Annotated in this window: 15 protein-coding genes; 6 read left to right on the top strand and 9 right to left on the bottom strand. The window is 66.8% G+C overall.

Annotated features, from left to right (window positions below; genetic code table 11):
• The first annotated feature begins 20 nt into the window (after positions 1 to 20).
• Both JI664_RS03895 and JI664_RS03900 read left to right on the top strand, forming a co-directional pair.
• Positions 21 to 2,183, top strand: coding sequence for an indolepyruvate ferredoxin oxidoreductase subunit alpha (locus tag JI664_RS03895; RefSeq protein ID WP_207012405.1), 2,163 nt, complete (start codon positions 21 to 23; stop codon positions 2,181 to 2,183).
• Positions 2,180 to 3,718, top strand: a complete 1,539-nt coding sequence (locus JI664_RS03900; RefSeq protein WP_207012406.1) for an indolepyruvate oxidoreductase subunit beta family protein — start codon at positions 2,180 to 2,182, stop codon at positions 3,716 to 3,718. The genes JI664_RS03895 and JI664_RS03900 overlap by 4 nt, the downstream gene beginning before the upstream one ends.
• 9 nt (positions 3,719 to 3,727) lie before the next feature.
• On the opposite strand, the gene JI664_RS03905 is transcribed toward JI664_RS03900, so the two are convergent.
• Complete coding sequence (locus JI664_RS03905; protein WP_207012407.1) at positions 3,728 to 4,489, bottom strand: IclR family transcriptional regulator; 762 nt, start codon at positions 4,487 to 4,489, stop codon at positions 3,728 to 3,730.
• A gap of 86 nt (positions 4,490 to 4,575) precedes the next feature.
• Between JI664_RS03905 and JI664_RS03910 the strand changes: the two genes are divergently transcribed.
• From JI664_RS03910 to JI664_RS03925, 4 genes are read left to right on the top strand one after another with little or no spacing between them, the layout of a single operon-like run.
• A complete protein-coding gene (locus JI664_RS03910; protein WP_207012408.1) occupies positions 4,576 to 4,977 on the top strand; it encodes a Rieske 2Fe-2S domain-containing protein in 402 nt (133 codons plus the stop codon).
• Positions 4,974 to 6,194: an aromatic ring-hydroxylating dioxygenase subunit alpha gene (locus JI664_RS03915; protein ID WP_207012409.1), complete on the top strand. Its 1,221-nt coding sequence runs from the start codon at positions 4,974 to 4,976 to the stop codon at positions 6,192 to 6,194. The genes JI664_RS03910 and JI664_RS03915 overlap by 4 nt, the downstream gene beginning before the upstream one ends.
• 2 nt (positions 6,195 to 6,196) lie before the next feature.
• Positions 6,197 to 7,645, top strand: a complete 1,449-nt coding sequence (locus JI664_RS03920; protein ID WP_207012410.1) for a glutamine synthetase family protein — start codon at positions 6,197 to 6,199, stop codon at positions 7,643 to 7,645.
• 10 nt (positions 7,646 to 7,655) lie between these two features.
• Positions 7,656 to 8,312 (top strand): hypothetical protein, encoded by a 657-nt coding sequence (locus tag JI664_RS03925; RefSeq protein ID WP_207012411.1) that lies wholly within the window; start codon positions 7,656 to 7,658, stop codon positions 8,310 to 8,312.
• Here JI664_RS03925 and JI664_RS03930 read toward each other — a convergent pair.
• The 8 genes from JI664_RS03930 to JI664_RS03965 form a co-directional block, all read right to left on the bottom strand.
• A complete protein-coding gene (locus tag JI664_RS03930; RefSeq protein ID WP_207012412.1) occupies positions 8,309 to 8,854 on the bottom strand; it encodes a sarcosine oxidase subunit gamma in 546 nt (181 codons plus the stop codon). The genes JI664_RS03925 and JI664_RS03930 overlap by 4 nt on opposite strands.
• Positions 8,847 to 11,786 carry a sarcosine oxidase subunit alpha family protein gene (locus tag JI664_RS03935; RefSeq protein ID WP_207012413.1) on the bottom strand — a complete coding sequence of 980 codons (2,940 nt, stop codon included), beginning with the start codon at positions 11,784 to 11,786 and terminating at the stop codon, positions 8,847 to 8,849. Before JI664_RS03935 ends, JI664_RS03930 begins: the two co-directional genes overlap by 8 nt.
• On the bottom strand, positions 11,783 to 12,064 hold the full coding sequence (locus tag JI664_RS03940) for a sarcosine oxidase subunit delta (protein WP_207012414.1): 282 nt from the start codon (positions 12,062 to 12,064) through the stop codon (positions 11,783 to 11,785). The genes JI664_RS03935 and JI664_RS03940 overlap by 4 nt, the downstream gene beginning before the upstream one ends.
• Positions 12,065 to 12,074: 10 nt before the next feature.
• On the bottom strand, positions 12,075 to 13,325 hold the full coding sequence (locus JI664_RS03945) for a sarcosine oxidase subunit beta family protein (protein ID WP_207012415.1): 1,251 nt from the start codon (positions 13,323 to 13,325) through the stop codon (positions 12,075 to 12,077).
• A gap of 299 nt (positions 13,326 to 13,624) precedes the next feature.
• Positions 13,625 to 14,941, bottom strand: coding sequence for a type III glutamate--ammonia ligase (glnT, locus tag JI664_RS03950; RefSeq protein WP_207012416.1), 1,317 nt, complete (start codon positions 14,939 to 14,941; stop codon positions 13,625 to 13,627).
• Positions 14,942 to 15,012: 71 nt separating this feature from the next.
• Positions 15,013 to 16,338, bottom strand: coding sequence for an FMN-binding glutamate synthase family protein (locus JI664_RS03955; protein ID WP_207012417.1), 1,326 nt, complete (start codon positions 16,336 to 16,338; stop codon positions 15,013 to 15,015).
• A 10-nt stretch (positions 16,339 to 16,348) separates the two neighbouring features.
• Complete coding sequence (locus JI664_RS03960) at positions 16,349 to 17,035, bottom strand: protein GlxC (RefSeq protein ID WP_207012418.1); 687 nt, start codon at positions 17,033 to 17,035, stop codon at positions 16,349 to 16,351.
• Positions 17,036 to 17,038: 3 nt separating this feature from the next.
• On the bottom strand, positions 17,039 to 17,929 hold the full coding sequence (locus tag JI664_RS03965; RefSeq protein WP_207012419.1) for a class II glutamine amidotransferase: 891 nt from the start codon (positions 17,927 to 17,929) through the stop codon (positions 17,039 to 17,041).
• Positions 17,930 to 18,115 lie beyond the last annotated feature (186 nt).

Genomic DNA, 18,115 nt, shown 5'->3' on the forward strand with positions numbered 1-18,115 from the left:
GACGGAACGGGTAGAACATCATGGCGGAACGGTCCTTCAAAGCCGAAGTCCAGCATCTGCGGCTGGGCGCGGGTGAGACCTTCACCGGCGAGGGGATCCTTGCGATCACCAAGGCGCTGCTGGAAAACGGGGTCGGCTATGTCGGCGGCTATCAGGGGGCACCGATCAGCCACCTGATGGACGTTCTTGCCGATGCCGAGGAATTGCTGGGCGAGCTGGATGTCCGCTTCGAGGCCAATGCCTCGGAAGCAGCAGCAGCGGCGATGCTGGCGGCCTCGGTGCATTATCCGATCCGGGGGGCCGTGACCTTCAAGGGGCCGGTGGGTGTGAACGTCGCCTCCGACGCGCTGGCCAACCTCGCCTCGTCGGGCGTGACCGGCGGCGCGCTTATCATCGTCGGCGAGGATTACGGCGAAGGCTCAAGCATCATGCAGGAACGCAGCCACGCCTTTGCGATGAAGTCGCAGTTCTGGCTGCTGGACCCGCGCCCCAACCTGCCCTCGATCGTCAAGGCGGTGGGCGACGGGTTCGAACTGTCGGAAGCCTCCAACACCCCCGTCATGCTGATGGTGCGGATCCGCGCCTGCCACGTCACCGGCCAGTTCGAGACCAGCGACAACAAGCGCCCCACGCTCAGCGTGCGCGATGCGCTGGCGACACCGCAGCGCGATGTCTCGCGCATCGTGCTGCCGCCGATGAGCTACGCGCAGGAACACGACAAGATCGACAACCGCTGGCCCGCCGCCGAGCGCTTCATCCGCGAACACAAGCTGAACGAGGTGTTCGGGCCAAGCACGGCGCCGGTCGGCATCGTCTGTCAGGGCGGCATGTATAACGGCGTGATCCGCGCGCTGCAGCGGATGGGGCTGGCCGATCTCTATGGCCAGACGCAGGTGCCGATCTATTGCCTCAACGTGACCTACCCGCTGCTGCCCGACGAATTCGCCGAATTCTGCGAGGGCAAGGACGCGGTGCTGGTGGTCGAAGAGGGCCAGCCCGAATTCATCGAACAGGCCTATGCCACGATGATGCTGCGCTCGGGCTCGACCACGCGGCTGCACGGCAAGGACATCTTCCCGATGGTCGGCGAATATACCGGCGCGGTCATGAAAGAAGCGTTCGAGACCTTCCTTCGCCAGCACGCGCCCGACCTGCTGCCCGCGCAGGTTCTCGCGCCCAATACCGAAGCCCCGGCGATCCCGGACCTGTCCAAGACCGTGCCGATCCGTCCGCCCGGCTTCTGCACCGGCTGCCCCGAACGCCCGATCTTCGCGGCGATGAAGCTGGTGCAGCAGGAGCTGGGCGAACACCAGATCAGCGCCGATATCGGCTGCCACCTGTTCGCCAGCCTGCCGCCGTTCAATATCGGCGGCGCGACGATGGGCTACGGTCTGGGCCCGGCCTCGAACGCGGCCTTCGACGGCGGCAAGAAAGGGGGCGCCGAGAAGCGCTCGATCGCGGTGATCGGCGATGGCGGGTTCTGGCATAACGGCCTGACCTCGAGCTTCGGTAACATGGCGTTCAACAAGTCCGACGGGGTCGCGGTGATCGTCGACAACTACTACTCAGCCGCGACCGGCGGGCAGGACATCCCCTCGTCCCGCGCCAAGAACCCGACCAAGGCCACCAATAACCCGATTTCGAAGGCCCTTAGGGGCATCGGCATCGACTGGGTGCGGCAGGTCGACCGGACCTATGACGTGGCCGGGATGCGCGACATCCTGCGCGACGCGCTGACCACAGAAAGCGAAGGGCCGAAAGTCATCGTCGCCTCGTCGGAATGCATGCTCAACAAGCAGCGCCGCGAAAAGCCCCTGCGGGCCGCCGCGATGCGCGAGGGGCGCCGTGTCGAGGTGCCGCGCTTCGGTGTCGATGAAAGCGTCTGTACGGGCGACCATGCCTGTATCCGGCTGTCCGGCTGCCCGTCGCTGTCGCTAAAACGGCTGGACGATCCGCTGCGCGACGATCCCGTCGCCTCGATCGACACGTCCTGCGTGGGCTGCGGCAATTGCGGCGAGGTGTCGGAAGCCGCCGTGCTCTGCCCGTCATTCTACGAGGCCCGCGTGGTCCATAATCCCGGCCCGTGGGAGCGCCGCCTGAACGGCTGGCGCCAAGGCCTGATCGGCTGGCTGGCCCGCCGCCGCCAGTCCCGCCAGCTCGGTTTCAGCGAGGTTCAGCCATGACACTGCCCTTCACCCCGGAACAGCCCCTCGCCTCGGCGGGGGACGTGATCAAGCTGGCCGTCATGGCGGTCGGCGGTCAGGGCGGCGGCGTCCTGACCGGCTGGATCGAGGCGCTGGCCCGCGCGCAGGGCTACGCGGTTCAGGCGACCTCGGTCGCGGGCGTGGCGCAGCGCACCGGCGCGACGATCTATTACATCGAGATGGCGCCCGCCGGGTCGTCGGCCCCGGTCTTTTCGCTGGCCCCGGCGGCGGGCGACGTGGACGTGGTGATCGCCGCCGAGATGATGGAGGCGGGCCGCGCGATCATGCGGGGCTTCGTTACGCCCGACCGCACTACGCTGATCGGTTCGACCCACCGCGCGCTGGCGGTGAGCGAGAAGATGGCGCCGGGGGACGGCATCGCCGACGCGGACGAAGTTCGTGCGGCGGCCGAGGTCGCGGCGCGCGGGCTGGTGCTGGCGGACTTCGAGGCCGCAGCGCTCGATGTGGGCTCGGTCATCTCGGCCAGCCTGTTTGGCGCGCTGTCGGGATCGGGCGCCCTGCCCTTCCCGCCCGAGGCCTTCGAGGCCGCGATCCGCGCAGGCGGCAAGGGGGTCGATGCCTCGCTGCGCGCCTTTGCCGCCGGACGGCAGGCGGCCCTTGCCGGGGTTCAGCCCGCCACGCATCCGATGCCCGGCACTGCCGCTGCCGCTGCCCCAAGCGGCCCCGCCCGGCTGCGCAAGGCATGGGACGACCTGCAGGCGCGCATCGCGGCGCTTCCCGCCCCGGTGCAGCCGATGGCGCAGGCCGGTCTGCGCAAGGTGGTGGATTTCCAGCATCCGGCATACGGCGCCGAATATCTCGACCGTCTGGACAAGGCGCTGGCGGTCGACCGGGCCGAGCGGGACTGGACCCTGTCGGTGACGGCCGCGAAATACCTTGCCAATGCGATGGCCTATGACGACGTGATCCGCGTGGCCGATGCCAAGACCCGGCCCGAACGGCTGGACCGCATCCGCGCCGAGATGGGCGGGGCCGAGGTCATGCAGCTGACCGAATACACCCATCCCCGCGCCGAAGAGATCGTGAGCCTGCTGCCGCGAGCGCTGAGTCAGGCGATCACCGACCGGCCCCGGCTGATGGGCTGGATCGACCGGCGCGTGAACAAGGGACGCAGGCTGCGCACCGACCGACTGCTGCCGTTCCTGCAATTGCACGCGCTGGCGTCGATGCGGCGCTTTCGTCCGATGAGCCTGCGCCACGCTGAAGAGCGCGCGCATCTGGAAACGTGGTATGCCAGCGCGCTTGCGCGGGCGGGGACGGATTACGATCTGGCCGTCGCCACACTACAGGCGCGGCGGCTGATCAAGGGTTATTCCGACACCCATGCGCGCGGTCTGGGCAAGTTCGACCGGGTGATGACCGGGATCGCGCGGGTCGAGGGGCGCGAGGATGCCGCCGACTGGGCGCGCCGCCTGATGACCGCCGCCCTGCAGGACGAAGAAGGCAGTGCGCTGGACGGGACGCTGAAGACCATCGAAAGCTTCGCCGCCTGAGCGCCCGGCTCAGCGGCCGCCCCGCACCCGCCCGATGCTCAGCGCGCTCTGGCGCAGGATATCGAGCACCCGGTCCAGCCGCGCAGGGTCGTCGAAGGCGTTGACCGAAGCCGTGGTGGCCAGCACGAAGGGCGTCTGTCCCAGCGCGCCCACCGGCACCGCCACGCCCGCCGCGCCCAGCTCGAACTCGTCGCGGGCGATGCAATAGCCCTGCTCGCGCGCGGCCTCAATGGCGGCGCGCAGACGCTCGGGGGCGGTTTCGGTCGCCTCGCTGTAGCGCGGGGCGGGCCGGGCGGCGAGGGCCGCGTCCAGCACCTCGGGTCCCGAGCGCGCCAGCAGCATCCGTCCGACCGCCGTATGCAGAAGCGGCAGCGTGCTGCCGATCCCGAAGCCCAGCGTGACACGGGCCGAGGCAGGGGCCGCGCGGTCGACATAGACCGCCTGCAGCCGGTCGCGGGTGGCCAGCGCCACTTCCATGTCCAGCTCTTCCGCCGCGTGGCGCAGGATGGGCTGCACGACGCGCCCGACCTCCAGCCCGCCCAGATAGCCGCCCGCCAGCGTCAGCACCCGGGGCGCAAGCCGCAGGCCCGTTTCGCCCTCTTCCAGATACCCACAGCGCGTCAGCGTCAGGCAGAGCCTGCGCACCACGGCGCGGTCCAGCCCGGAGCGCCGCGTGATCTCTGGCAGGGTCAGGTTCTGCGCGCTCTGCTCGAAACAGGCCAGCACGTCGAGCCCCTTGGCAAGGGTCGCGGCGAAATCGCGATCGCTCATTTGACAGGTCTCCCGCGCTCTGGCAAAGTTCACATATCGCCCACTATGTGCGATTATCGCACTTTTCGCAAGGGGAGCCTGATCCTATGCCACCCTCCGACACCGCCGCGGACGGTTGGGTCCAGATCGCCACCAGCGCCGATCTGGATCGCCCGCGCCCGCTGATCCCCCTGACGCTGCAAGGCCGCAGGCTCGTGCTGTTTCGCGATGAAGAGGGGCAGCTGGGCCTGATCGGCCGTCATTGTCCGCATCGCGGCGCGGACCTGTGCTATGGTCGGCTGGAAGATAACGGCCTGCGCTGTCCGTTCCACGGCTGGCATTTCGACCGGACCGGCCAATGCGTCGAACAACCGGCCGAACCCGAAGGCTCGCGCATGCACGAACAGATCCGCGTGCCGATGGTGCCGGTAAAAGAAGAGAATGGCGCGATCTGGGCGCAGGTGGGCGCGGAACTGGAACGGGCAGCAGCATCGGAGGCAAACGCATGATCAGCCAGCACCTGAACGACCGGATCACCCGCATCGCGCCGGGCACGCCCGCAGGTACGGTGCTGCGCCAATACTGGCAGCCCGCCGCGCTGGTCGATGAACTGGCGCACGGCCCGCTTGTGCCCGTGAACCTGCTGGGCGAACGGCTGGTTCTGCGGCAGGGCGCGCAGGGGCTGGAGCTGGCGACGCGCGTGGCCTCGCCCGACGAAGCCCCCACGCATTACCCCGCCTCGGACGCGATCCAGATCGATCCCGATGGCCCGGTTTATCCGACCGAGACCCGCGCGGGCCTGATCTTTGCCTATCTGGGCGACGGGGCGCCGCCGCCCTTCCCCGCTTTCGACTGTTTCCGCGCGCCCGAAAGCCATGTCTTCGCCTTTAAGGGTCTGTGGGAATGCAACTGGCTGCAGGCGCTGGAAATCGGCATCGACCCGGCGCATGCCTCGTTCCTGCACCGGTTTCTCGAAGACGAGGATCCCGCCGACAGCTATGGCAAACAGTTCCGCGACAAGGCGGGCGCGACCGACATCCCGATGACGAAGCTGTTGCGCGACTATCCGCGCCCTGAGATCAAGGTCGATGAGACCGATTACGGCCTGAAGATCACCGCGCTCCGACACATGGAAAACGGTCATACCCATGTCCGTGTCACCAATCAGATCTTCCCCGAGGCGATCTGCATCCCCATGTCGCGCGAGATGACGATCACCCAGTGGCACGTCCCTGTCGATGACGAGACCTGTTACTGGGTCACCGTCTTTACCAGTTTCGACAAGCCCGTGAACAAGGAGGTCATGCGCGCGCAGCGGCTCAAAGAGCATCGGCTGCCCGATTACGCGCCGCTGAAGAACCGCCGCAACGATTACCATTACGACCCCGCCGAACAGGCCTCGCTGACCTATACGGGCATGGGGCTGGACATCAACGTGCATGACCAGTGGGCGGTCGAGGGCATGGGGGCCATTCAGGACCGCACGCAGGAGCATCTGGGCCGCTCGGACGTGGCGATCATCCGCTATCGGCGGATGTTGCGGCGGATGATGGATGCGGTGGAACAGGGCGATTTCTCGGCGCTGCCGATGCATGGCGACGGCGCTGCGGCGATCATGGGCCCCTTGTCGAACGACGCCATTGCCGAAACAGCGGATTGGCAGGCCTCCAGCCGCGCCACCGACCGCGCGCGCCGCGTGGCCTGCCCCTGGAACGCGACGGTGTGAGCATGGACGGAGCGATCAAGGGCGCGCTGTTCGAGCGCGGATTGCTGAGCGAGAATCAGGCACGCGCGGGCGCGGAACTGGCCGCGCGCGTGGTCGCCGACGGGTTCGAAACCGTGCGCGTGCTGTTCGCCGATCAGCACGGCATCCTGCGCGGCAAGACGATTACCGCCCGGACGCTCGGCTCGGCGCTGGCTGCCGGGCTGTCGGTGCCCTCGACGCTGATCCTGAAGGACACCGCGCATCGCACCGTGTTCGACGTGTGGAAAAACGGCCTGACGCTGGACGGCGTGTCGCTGTCGGGCGCGGGCGATCTGCTGCTGGTCCCCGATCCCGGCACCTTTACCCCGCTGCCATGGTCGCCGCATTCCGCCGTCATCCTGTGCGATCTGGCCTATCGCTCGGGCCAGCGCGTCTCGGTCTCGTCGCGCGGCGTGCTGCGGCGGGCGATGGACGGCCTTGCGCGCACCGGACATGACGCGGTGATGGGGCTGGAGGTCGAATTTCAGGTCTTCTCGGTCAGCGATGACGGGCTTGCCCACGATCAGGCCACCATGCCGCCCGCGGCGCTCACGACCCGCAACACCACGCAGGGCTGGGCCTTTCTGACCGAAACACGCTACGGCGCGGTCGAGCCACTGATGGACGAACTGCGCCGCGCGGCCGAGGCGATGGGCCTCGCGCCCCGTTCGATGGAAATCGAGATGGGGCCCAGCCAGTTCGAATTCACCTTCGATGCCTCGGACCCGATGGTTCAGGCCGACCGCTTCGTGCTGTTCCGCATGATGGTGAAAGAGATCTGCCAGAGGCAGGGCCTGCATGCCAGCTTCATGCCCAAGCCGCGCGTCGCGAATGCGGTGGCGAATGGCTGGCATATCCATCAATCGCTGGTCTCGCGCGAAACCGGGCACAATGTCTTCACCCCGGGCGAAGACGGCACGCCCACGCTCGAAGCCGGGGCGTGGATCGCCGGTCTGCTCGACCACGCGCCTGCCACCTGCCTGCTGACCAACCCTACGATCAACGGCTACAAGCGCTTCAGCGCCTTCCAGCTGGCGCCCAACCGCGTGCAATGGGGTACCGACAATCGCGGCGCCATGCTGCGCGCGCTGTTCCAGCCGGGCGACCCTGCCGCGCGGATCGAGAACCGCGTCGCCGATACCGCTGCCAACCCCTATTACGCGCTGGCCGGGCAGATCCTGTCGGGGCTCGACGGTCTCAATCGCGGTGCCACGCCCCCGCCGCCCACGCTGACGCCCTATGCCGAGGATCAGACGCATCTTCCCGCCACGCTGGAGGCCGCCGTTCACGCATTCGAGGCCAGCCCGCTTTATGCGCAGACCCTGGGCGAAGATTTCGTGCGATATCTTGCGCATCTCAAACGGGCGGAATGGGCGCGCTACCTGTCCACGGTGTCGGAATGGGAACAGGCCGAGTATTTCAACCTGTTCTGAAAGGCCTGCAATGACCGATCTGCGCATCGAAGGCCTTCCCGTCGCCGGGCGGTTTTTCGAGGATATCATCGACGGCTATTTCCCCCTGCGCGAAAGCCTGCGTCAGGGACTGCAACGCAATGGCTTCGGCGCAGCGCTGGTGGTGATGTCACATGCGCCGATCCTGCATCTGCCCGGGGATGACGGGCAGGGTCCGGTGCCGATGCGCTTGCAAGCGGCCCGTGCCGGCGTGTTGCGCTCGTTCCTCGGGCTGGCGGTGATCGCGGGCAACGACATGCGGCTGGTGGGCGCGGGCGACTGGGTCTGGCCCGGCGCAGCGCATGGCATGACCCCCGACACAAGGCTTGCCGAACCCGCCTTTCTGCGCGGGATCGGGCTGCTACCCGGGCCGGTGAACGGCGGAGTGTTCGGGCGGGTTCTGCGCGATGAAAGCTCGGGCCTGTCTCTGGGCGCGGGGACCGGCTCAGCGGGTGAGCGCTGGGGCTTCACCCGTCTCCCCGGCGGAATCGAGCGGCACGAGGGCCTGCTGGTCGCGCCCGGTTACGCCGACGGAGGCGATGGGCCGATGCTGTCGGTGGAAACGGGTATATCCGGGCACGGCTTGGCCTCAACCCTGATGGCGCGGGATCTGGCGGCGGGACGAAACTGGCGGGCGGCCCCGGCCTAGCCCTGCCGCCCGGCGATGGTCTCCAGCGCGTGCCACAGGCTTTCCGCAGCCGAGCGCATGCCCCAGATGCCCAGCCGATCCTCGGCCCGGCGCAGCACATAGGTGCCCAGATGCTCGATGGTGCTGCGCGTGGCATGGCCGGGGGCGAAGCGCGTCAGGTCGAGATTGACAGCACGTTCAAGGAAACGCTCAATCGGTTCAGCGCCGCCCGTCGAGCTGATCTCGAACAGCACCCAGCCATCCGTCTGTTCGGTGACCGAGGCACCGGGCGCGCGTTCGCCCAGCATCGCGGCGGCATCGACCTCGGCGCAGCCCGGCATTTCCACCAGCCATTGTCCCGGCCCCGTCCAGAACGCGGTCAGCCCGTCGGTTTCGTGCCATCTCCCCGGTTCCGGCAAGGGCAGCGACGGGGGCGGCGTGCCCGTGCGCAAAGCCAGCGAGGCAAGGCCGCAATCGGGCGTTTCGGCCAATGTCAGGGCGCCATGGGTCACGCGGCGGGGCGCGGTGGCGCCCAGCGCGCAGAGGGGGGAAAGATCAGTCACGCAGGCGCCCTCCTTCGGGATCGACGAAATGGCTGGGCACGACGCGCAAGGCGACCTCGCTGCCCTGAAGCGGGTTGGCGGCGGTGATGACCTCGCCCATGCGATCGGCCCCGTTTTGCAGGAAACCGAGCCCGATGGACGAGCCGACATGCGGCGAATGGCAGGCCGAGGTGATCCAGCCCTGATCGTGGTCCAGATCGCGCGGCGCGCCCTCATCGAACAGATGCGAGCCGGGCACGACCACGTCCTTGGCATCGACCGGCTGCAGTCCGACAAGGATCCGCGTCTCGGCCGCCAGCCCGTCGCGCCGGGACATGACATTGCCGATCGCGTCTTTCTTCTTGGACACCATCCGCCCCAGACCCAACATCTGCCCGGTGGTCTGGCCGTTCAGCTCGGCCCCGGCAGCGTGGCCCTTTTCGATCCGCATGACGCCCAGCGCCTCGGTCCCGTAAGGAGTGACGCCCATGTCCGCGCCCGCTTCCATAAGACGCGCCATCAGCGCATGGCCGTAGCGCGCAGGCACCGCCAGTTCGTAGGCCAGTTCGCCCGAGAACGAGATCCGGAACAGCCGCGCCCGCAGCCCGCCGCAGATCGTCAGCGGCGCGCAGGCCATAAAGGGAAAGGCCTCGTTCGACAGGTCGAAATCGTCGACCACACGGCTCAGCAAGTCGCGCGATTTCGGCCCCGCCACGGCGATCTGCGCCCAGGCGTCGGTGGTCGAGATCAGTTGCACATCCAGCTCGGGCCACAAGCATTGCCGGGCGAATTCCATGTTGCGATAGACCGGCCCCGCATTCGCGGTGGTGGTGGTGACGACGTAGTGATCCTCGGCCAGACGGGCGCAGGTGCCGTCGTCATAGGCGATGCCGTCCTCACGCAGCATGAGACCGTAGCGCACCATGCCGACCTTCAGGCTGGCCATCGCATTGGCATAGAGCCGGTCCAGAAAGACCCCGGCATCGGCGCCCTGCACATCGACCTTGCCCAAAGTAGTCACGTCGCACAGGCCCACGCCCGCGCGCACCGCCAGTACCTCGCGATCGACGGATTGGCGCCAATGCGTCTCGCCGGGGCGGGTGAAGTATTGCGCGCGCATCCACGGCCCGACCTCGACGAAGGTGGCGCCGTTCTCCTTGGCCCAGTGATGCGTGGGGGTCAGGCGGCGGGGGCGGAAATGCGCGCCGGTATCGCCGCCACCCAGCACCCCCAGCGACACGCCGGTATAGGGCGGGCGGAAGATCGTCGTGCCGGTTTCGGGGATCGACTTGCCCGTCAGTTCCGCCATCACGGCCAGCGCGGTGACATTGGCCGTCTTGCCCTGATCGGTCGCCATGCCCAGCGTGGTCCAGCGCTTCAGATGCTCGACCGGGCGCATGTTTTCCTTGTGCGCCAAGGCGATGTCCTTGACCGTCACATCGTTCTGGAAATCGACCCAAGCGCGGCGCTTGCCGGGCACATGCCAGATCGGCGCGACGTTGTCGTGACGGGTCTCGGCCTGAGGCAGCGGAACAGTCGGCGCCGGAAGGCCCAGCTGCGCCAGCGCCTCGCCGGCGGCCCGCAAACCGTCGGCCAAAGCCTCGGCCGTGCTGCCCTGCCCGGCGCAGGCGCCTGCGGCGATCAGCCCCTCGGGTCCGCCCGCGCCCGGCACGAAGGCCAGCTTGTCGGCATCCCAGACCGGCCGCCCGCGATGATGCGAGGCGAGATGGACATTCGGGTTCCAGCCGCCCGCGACGCCCAGCGCGCCCACGGAAAGGGTCTCAGGGCCCGCCGACGTCTCGACGCTGATGGAATGCAGCCCCAGACGCCCCTTGGTGCCGACGAACTGCGCGCCCGCCATCAGCCGGTATTCGCCCTGCGCCTGCACCCCGGCGCGTGCATCGATGACCGCAGCCACCGGCACGCCCCGCGCGATCAGGTCCGACGCAGTCCGGTGGCCGTCATCGTTATTGGTGAAGATCGCCACCGGGGCCGCCGTACCCGGCGCCGCCGCCCAGCGATTGGCATAGGCCCGCATCGCGCCCGCCAGCATCACGCCGGGGCGGTCATTGTCGGCAAAGGGGATGTGCCGCTCGGTCGCGCCGGCGGCAAGGATCGCGCGCTTGGCGGTGATCCGCCACAGCGTCTGGCGCACCGCACCGCCCGGCGTGGCAAGGTGATCCGACACCCGCTCGACCGCGCCGAACACGCCGTGATCGTAGACGCCGAACACCACCGTGCGGGGAAGGATGCGCACGTTCGGCAAGCTTTCCAGCTCAGCCCGGACCGTGTCGACCCATTCGACCGCCGGGGCGCCGTCGACTTGGTCGCTTTCGGCCAGCAGCCGCCCGCCCAGGCGAAAGTCCTCGTCCGCAAGGATCACCCGCGCGCCGGCCCGGCCTGCGGCCAGCGCCGCCATCAACCCGGCAGGACCGGCGCCGATGACCAAGAGATCCGCGTGAAGATAGCCGCGATCATAGGCATCGGGATCGGGAAGCTCGGACAGTTCCCCCAGCCCCGCCGCGCGACGAATAGCCGGCTCGTAGAGCTTTTCCCAGAAGGCGCGCGGCCACATGAAGGTCTTGTAATAGAACCCCGCCGCGAAGAAGGGCGACAGCAGATCGTTGACCGCCAGCAGATCGAAATTCAGCGGCCCCACATGGTTTTGCGAGCGCGCGACCAAACCGTCGTAAAGCTCGGCGACCGTGGCGCGCGTATTGGGTTCGGCGCGGGCGCCCTCGCGCAGGGTGACCAGCGCGTTGGGTTCCTCGGACCCCGCCGCAACGATCCCGCGCGGACGGTGATATTTGAAGCTACGACCTACCAGCCGCACGCCATTGGCCAGAAGCGCCGAGGCCAGCGTATCGCCGGGATGCCCCTGATAGCGCTTGCCGTCGAAGGTGAAGGACAGGGTGCGGCTGCGGTCGATCAGACCGCCGGGAAGCCGGGTCATGCCGTGCCCTCCTTGCGCGCCAGAGACACGTCGCGCGCCAGTTCGGCGCCGAGGATCTCATGCGTCAGCGTGTTGCGTGTCACCACCAGCCATGAGCGGTCGCCCTGTTCGTGGAACCACAGCTCGCGGTGAAGGCCCGCCGGGTTGTCGCGCTGAAAGACATAGTCGGCCAGCTCTGCCTCGTCGCCGCTGGTCGGGCGTTCGATAAGCCGGGCATCGCCGAGATAGGTGAATTCCTGCGCGTCGCGCAGACCGAGAAGAGGATGGGGGATCAGCATGACGTCGCCCTCAATGCAGGTTGGGTTGGGCGCCGACGCCCTTTTCGTCAATGACGTGACCGCGCGCGAACCGGTCCAGCCGATAGGCAGTGGCGGTTTCGTGCGGGGTATCGGTGGCGAGGAGATGCGCGAAGGCATAGCCCGAGGCCGGCGTGGCCTTGAACCCGCCATAGCACCAGCCCGCATTCAGATAGAGCCCGTCGACCGGCGTGCGGTCGATGATCGGCGAGCCGTCCATCGACATATCCATCAGCCCCGCCCAACTGCGCAGCAGCCGCGCGCGACCGATCCGGGGCATCAGGGCCATGCCGCCCTCGACCACGTCCTCGACCACCGGCAGGTTGCCGCGCTGCGCGTAGGAATTGTAGCCGTCGATATCGCCGCCAAAGACCAGCCCGCCTTTGTCCGACTGGCTGACATAGAAATGCCCGGCGCCGAAGGTGATGACGCCGTCGATTGCGGGCTTCAGCCCTTCGGTCACGAAAGCCTGCAGCACATGGCTTTCGATGGGCAGCCGCAGCCCCGCCTGCGCCATCACGCGCGACGAGGACCCGGCAACCGCCACGCCCACCTTCTTCGCGCCGATGAAGCCACGGTTGGTTTCCACGCCCTGCACGCGGCCATGCTCAATCCGGAAGCCGGTCACTTCGCAATTCTGGATGATATCGACGCCGCGCAGATCGGCAGCGCGGGCATAACCCCACGCGACACCGTCATGGCGCGCGGTTCCCGCGCGGCGCTGCAAAAGCCCGCCCTTGATGGGAAAGCGCGCATTGTCGAAATTCAGCCACGGATACATCCGGCGCACCGCGTCCTGATCCAGCAATTCGGCCCCGGCGCCGGTCAGGTGCATCGCGTTGCCGCGCCGCCGATAGGCGTCGCGCTGGCCGTCGCTGTGATAGAGGTTCAGGATGCCGCGCTGGCTGACCATGGCGTTGAAATTGATCGCCTGTTCCAGCCCTTCCCACAATTTCATCGAGAATTCGTAGAATGGCTGGTTGCCCGGCAGCAGATAGTTCGAGCGGATGATCGTGGTGTTGCGACCGATATTGCCCGAGCCCAGCCACCCCTTTTCCAGAACCGCGACCTTGCGGATCCCGTGGACCTCGGCAAGGTAGAACGCGGTGGCCAGCCCGTGACCGCCGCCACCAATGATGATGACATCGTACTCGGATTGCGGTGCGGGATCGCGCCACAGGGGCTTCCAGCCCTTATGGCCGCGCAGGGCCTCGGCGACGACCCGAAAACCGGAGAATTTCATCGGCGCTGCTCCTTGGTTGGCACCGTGGGGACAGGATCAGAGTAGAGCGGAGAGCGGGCCACTTCTTCCCGGAAACGGACGTTCTGTTTCGGTTTTTGGTCATACAAAGCAGTGTATCCTAGCCTTCCGAATCACCCGCTCCGGGCGCCCGCCCGTGTCCATTAAGTTATTCGATTTCATCAATATTCTGGCAGCGCCACCCTACGGTCTCGGCCATGAAAAAACGGGGACCAGAGGCCCCCGTCAGGTTCGGACCGGCGGGAGACGTCTCCGGGTCCGGTATCGCGTCGATACAGCGCTCAGATATCGAGCGTGTTGTCTTTCTCCCAGCGCGAGAAATGGTTGACGAAAGCGTTCCATTCCTGGTGCTTCATCTTGATGTACGAGGCCGAGAACTTGTCCCCCAGCATCGCTTTCAGCTCGGTATCGGCATCGAGATTGCGGATCGCGTCGAGCATGTTGAGCGGCAGCTTCGGCGCGTCGGTAATCGACTGCCCTTCGGCATACATGTCGATGTCATAGCGCCGGCCCGGATCGGCTTTCGAGCGGATGCCCGACAGACCGGCGGCGATGATGACGGCCTGCAGCAGATAGGGGTTCACCGCCCCGTCGGGCAGGCGCAGTTCGAACCGGCCGGGACCCGGCACGCGGACCATGTGGGTGCGGTTGTTGCCCGTCCATGTCACCGTGTTCGGCGCCCAGGTCGCGCCCGACATCGTGCGCGGCGCGTTGATGCGCTTGTAGCTGTTCACCGTCGGGTTGGTGATCGCCGCCAGCGCCTCGGCGTGTTTCATGATCCCGCCAAGGAAATGCCCGCCTTGTTCGGACAGCCCCACTTCGCCGATCTGGCCACCGGCATCGCCCGCGAAGGCATTGGTCTTGCCGTCGAGATCCCAGACCGAGATATGCGCGTGGCAGCCGTTGCCGGTCAGCCCTTCGATCGGCTTGGGCATGAAGGTCGCGCGCAGGCCGTGCTTTTCGGCCACCGACTTGACCATGAATTTGAAGAACGAATGCCGGTCCGCCGTAACCATCGCATCGGCGTAATCCCAGTTCATCTCGAACTGGCCATTCGCGTCCTCGTGGTCGTTCTGGTAGGGGCCCCAGCCCAGATCGAGCATGTAATCGCAGATCTCGGCGATCACGTCATAGCGCCGCATCACCGCCTGCTGGTCGTAGCAGGGTTTCTCGGCGGTATCGAACACGTCCGAGATCGCGTCGCCCTCGGGCGTCAGCAGGAAGAACTCGGCCTCGATTCCGGTCTTGACGCGCAGCCCTTCCTCGGCGGCTTCGGCCACCAGTTTCGCCAGCACGTTGCGCGGCGCCTGTTCGACATTCTCGCCTTCCATGATGCAGCGCGCGGGCACCCAGGCCACATCAGGCTTCCACGGCAGCTGGATCACCGCATCGGCATCGGGCACGGCCAGCATGTCGGGATGCGCGGGCGTCATGTCGAACCATGTCGCGAAGCCCGCAAAGCCCGCGCCGTCCTCTTCCATCCCCGCAATCGCCTGCGCCGGAACCAGCTTGGCGCGCTGGCCACCGAACAGGTCGGTATACGAGATCATGAAGTACTTCACGCCTTTCTCGGCGGCGAATTTGGCAAGTTTGCTCATTCTCTTGTTCCCCTGTTGGTCGGTCGGGACCGCGTGAGGGGGGCCAGCGGCCCCCCTTCGGTCTCTCGTCGTCAGAATCCCGGCTTCCCCGGGTACCAGTTGGTTCCGGCCAGCGGCACCTGCGCCATGGCCGCGGCTTCCATCGTCAGCGCGCACAGATCCTCGGGTTCGAGGTTGTGAACGTGGTTATGCCCGCAGGCCCGCGCCAGCGTCTGGCATTCCAGCGTCAGCACGTTGAGATAGTTGCGCAGACGACGCCCCGCCATTTCCGGATCGAGCCGCTTCATCAGCTCGGGGTCCTGCGTGGTGATGCCCGCCGGGTCGCGGCCTTCGTGCCAGTCGTCATAGGCGCCGGTCGTCGTGCCCAGCTTCTGGTACTCGGATTCCCATTTCGGGTCGTTGTCGCCCAGTGCGATCAGCGCCGCCGTACCGATGGACACCGCATCCGCGCCCAGCGCCAGCGCCTTGGCCACGTCCGCGCCGGTGCGAATGCCGCCCGACACGACGAGCTGCACCTCACGGTGCATGCCCAGATCCTGCAGCGCTTGCACGGCGGGGCGAATACAGGCCAGCGTGGGCTGGCCGACATGTTCGATGAACACGTCCTGCGTCGCGGCGGTGCCGCCCTGCATCCCGTCCAGCACCACCACGTCGGCGCCCGCCTTCACCGCCAGCGCGGTGTCGTAATAGGGGCGCGCGCCGCCGATCTTGATGTAGATCGGCTTTTCCCAGTTGGTGATCTCGCGCAATTCGAGGATCTTGATTTCCAGATCGTCAGGCCCGGTCCAGTCGGGGTGACGGCAGGCCGAGCGCTGGTCGATGCCCACCGGCAGCGAGCGCATATCGGCCACGCGCTGGGTGATCTTCTGACCCAGCAGCATCCCGCCGCCGCCCGGCTTCGCGCCCTGCCCCACCACGACCTCGATCGCGTCGGCGCGGCGGATGTCGTCGGGGTTCATCCCGTAGCGCGAGGGCAGATACTGATAGACCAGCTTTTCGGAATGTCCGCGCTCTTCCTCGGTCATGCCGCCGTCGCCGGTCGTCGTCGAGGTGCCCGCCATGGTCGCGCCGCGGCCCAGCGCCTCTTTGGCATTGGCCGAGAGCGAGCCGAAGGACATGCCAGCAATGGTGATCGGGATCTTCAGCTCGATCGGTTTCTTGGCAAAGCGCGTGCCCAGTGTGACCGAGGTCTCGCAGCGCTCGCGGTAGCCTTCGAGCGGATAGCGCGACATTGAGGCGCCGAGAAACAGCAGGTCGTCGAAATGCGGCACCCGGCGCTTCGCGCCACCGCCGCGGATATCGTAGATGCCGGTCGCCGCGGCCCGACGAATCTCGGCATTCGCCTCGTTCGAGAAGGTCCAGGACTGGCGCGGCATCGTCTGCGGGGTCTTTTCCATCACGCGCTCCTCAGTATTCGCCAGCGTGGTCGATATTGAAGTTGTAGAGCTTGCGCGCCGAACCGTAGCGCTTGAACTCTTCGGGTTTGGCATCCGCACCGGCGCGCTCAAGCAGCTCTTTGAGCACTTCGACATGCTCGGGGCGCATCTCTTTCTCGATGCAGTCGGCACCGAGGCTTTTTACCGAACCGCGCACGAAAAGCCGCGCCTCGTACAGGCTGTCGCCCAGCGCGTCGCCGGCATCGCCCAGAACGACAAGATTGCCCTTCTGCGCCATGAAGGCGGACATGTGGCCGATATTGCCATGCACGACGATGTCGATGCCCTTCATCGAGATCCCGCAGCGCGAGCTGGCATTGCCCTTGATGTTCAGCAATCCGCCATGCCCGGTCGCGCCCGCATATTGCGAGGCATCGCCTTCGATGGTGACGACGCCGGACATCATGTTCTCGGCCACGCCCGGACCGGCCGAGCCTTCGACCGTGACGGTGGCTTCCTTGTTCATGCCCGCGCAGTAATAGCCGGTCGAGCCCTTGACCGTGACATGCAGCGGGCCGTCGAGCCCCACCGCCATCGCGTGGCTGCCGCGCGCATTGACGATGACATGCGGCTCGTTCGACTGCGCTTTAGCCGCCGCCTGCAGGGTGGCATTCACCTCGCGCAGCGGGGTCTGGCTCATATCGAGGGTGACGCTCATGGTTCAACGCTCCCAGAAATAGACGGTGGCGGGTTCGGGTTCCCAGACGCGGGCGTTTTCGATGCCCGGCAGGTCGGCAAAGGCGCGGTATTCGCTGGCGAAAGCGACGTAATCGTCGGTCTCGGCCATCACCGCGGGCTTGCAGGCGATCGGGTCGCGCACGACGCCGAAGCCGTTCTTGGTGCCGGTCACGAAGGTGAAGAAGCCGTCAAGATCCTCGAGAGTGCCTTCGAGCGCCTCGCGCAGCGACGCGCCGTCGGCCATCCGGCTGGAGATATAGGCCGCGCCCACTTCAGTGTCGTTCTCGGACCGGGTGAACACCCCCTTCTTCGCCAGCTTGCGGCGCATCTGGTTGTGGTTCGACAGCGAGCCATTGTGCACAAGGCACTGGTCATCCGCGGTCGAGAACGGATGCGCGCCCATCGTCGTCACCGCCGATTCCGTCGCCATCCGCGTGTGGCCGATGCCGTGGCTGCCGCCCATCGACCGCAGGTCGAAGCGCTCGGCCACGTCTTTGGGCAGGCCGACTTCCTTGAAGATCTCCATCGCCGCGCCCGCGCCCATGATCCGCAGACCGCGCGCTTCCAGAGCGGCAATCGCCGCGTCCTTGGACGCTGCCGGGACATTCACGACCGCATGCGTATCGATCACGCGGATCGTCACGGGAACGCCGATCTCGTCCGAAAGCGCGGCCTCGAGCCCGCTGAACGCCGTGTCGGGGTCCTGCGACTGAACGGTGATCTTCACGCTGTCCGATTCCGCGTCACCATAGATCGCGATCCCCGCACTGTCAGGGCCGCGGTCGGTCATGGTGATCAACATATCGGTCAGCAACTCACCCAAGCGGGGACGCAGCGCGTCCTGCTTAAGGAAAAGGCCAACAATGCCACACATGGGGTCCTCCGTAGGGCTTTCCGATCCGGCAATCCGTGCCGTTACCCTCTTACTAATGAGAAACCTATTTTCTTTTCAAGAAATATATACGCCTGAGAGTGAAATGATTTCTCCCGTAGGAAATTGCGCGCAGATTGGCCGGACTGCCCGGTCGCAACCCGCCACTGCCTAAAAGAGCGGCAGCTT

This window comes from Rhodobacter sp. NTK016B (assembly GCF_017303295.1).
Lineage (GTDB): Bacteria > Pseudomonadota > Alphaproteobacteria > Rhodobacterales > Rhodobacteraceae > Pararhodobacter.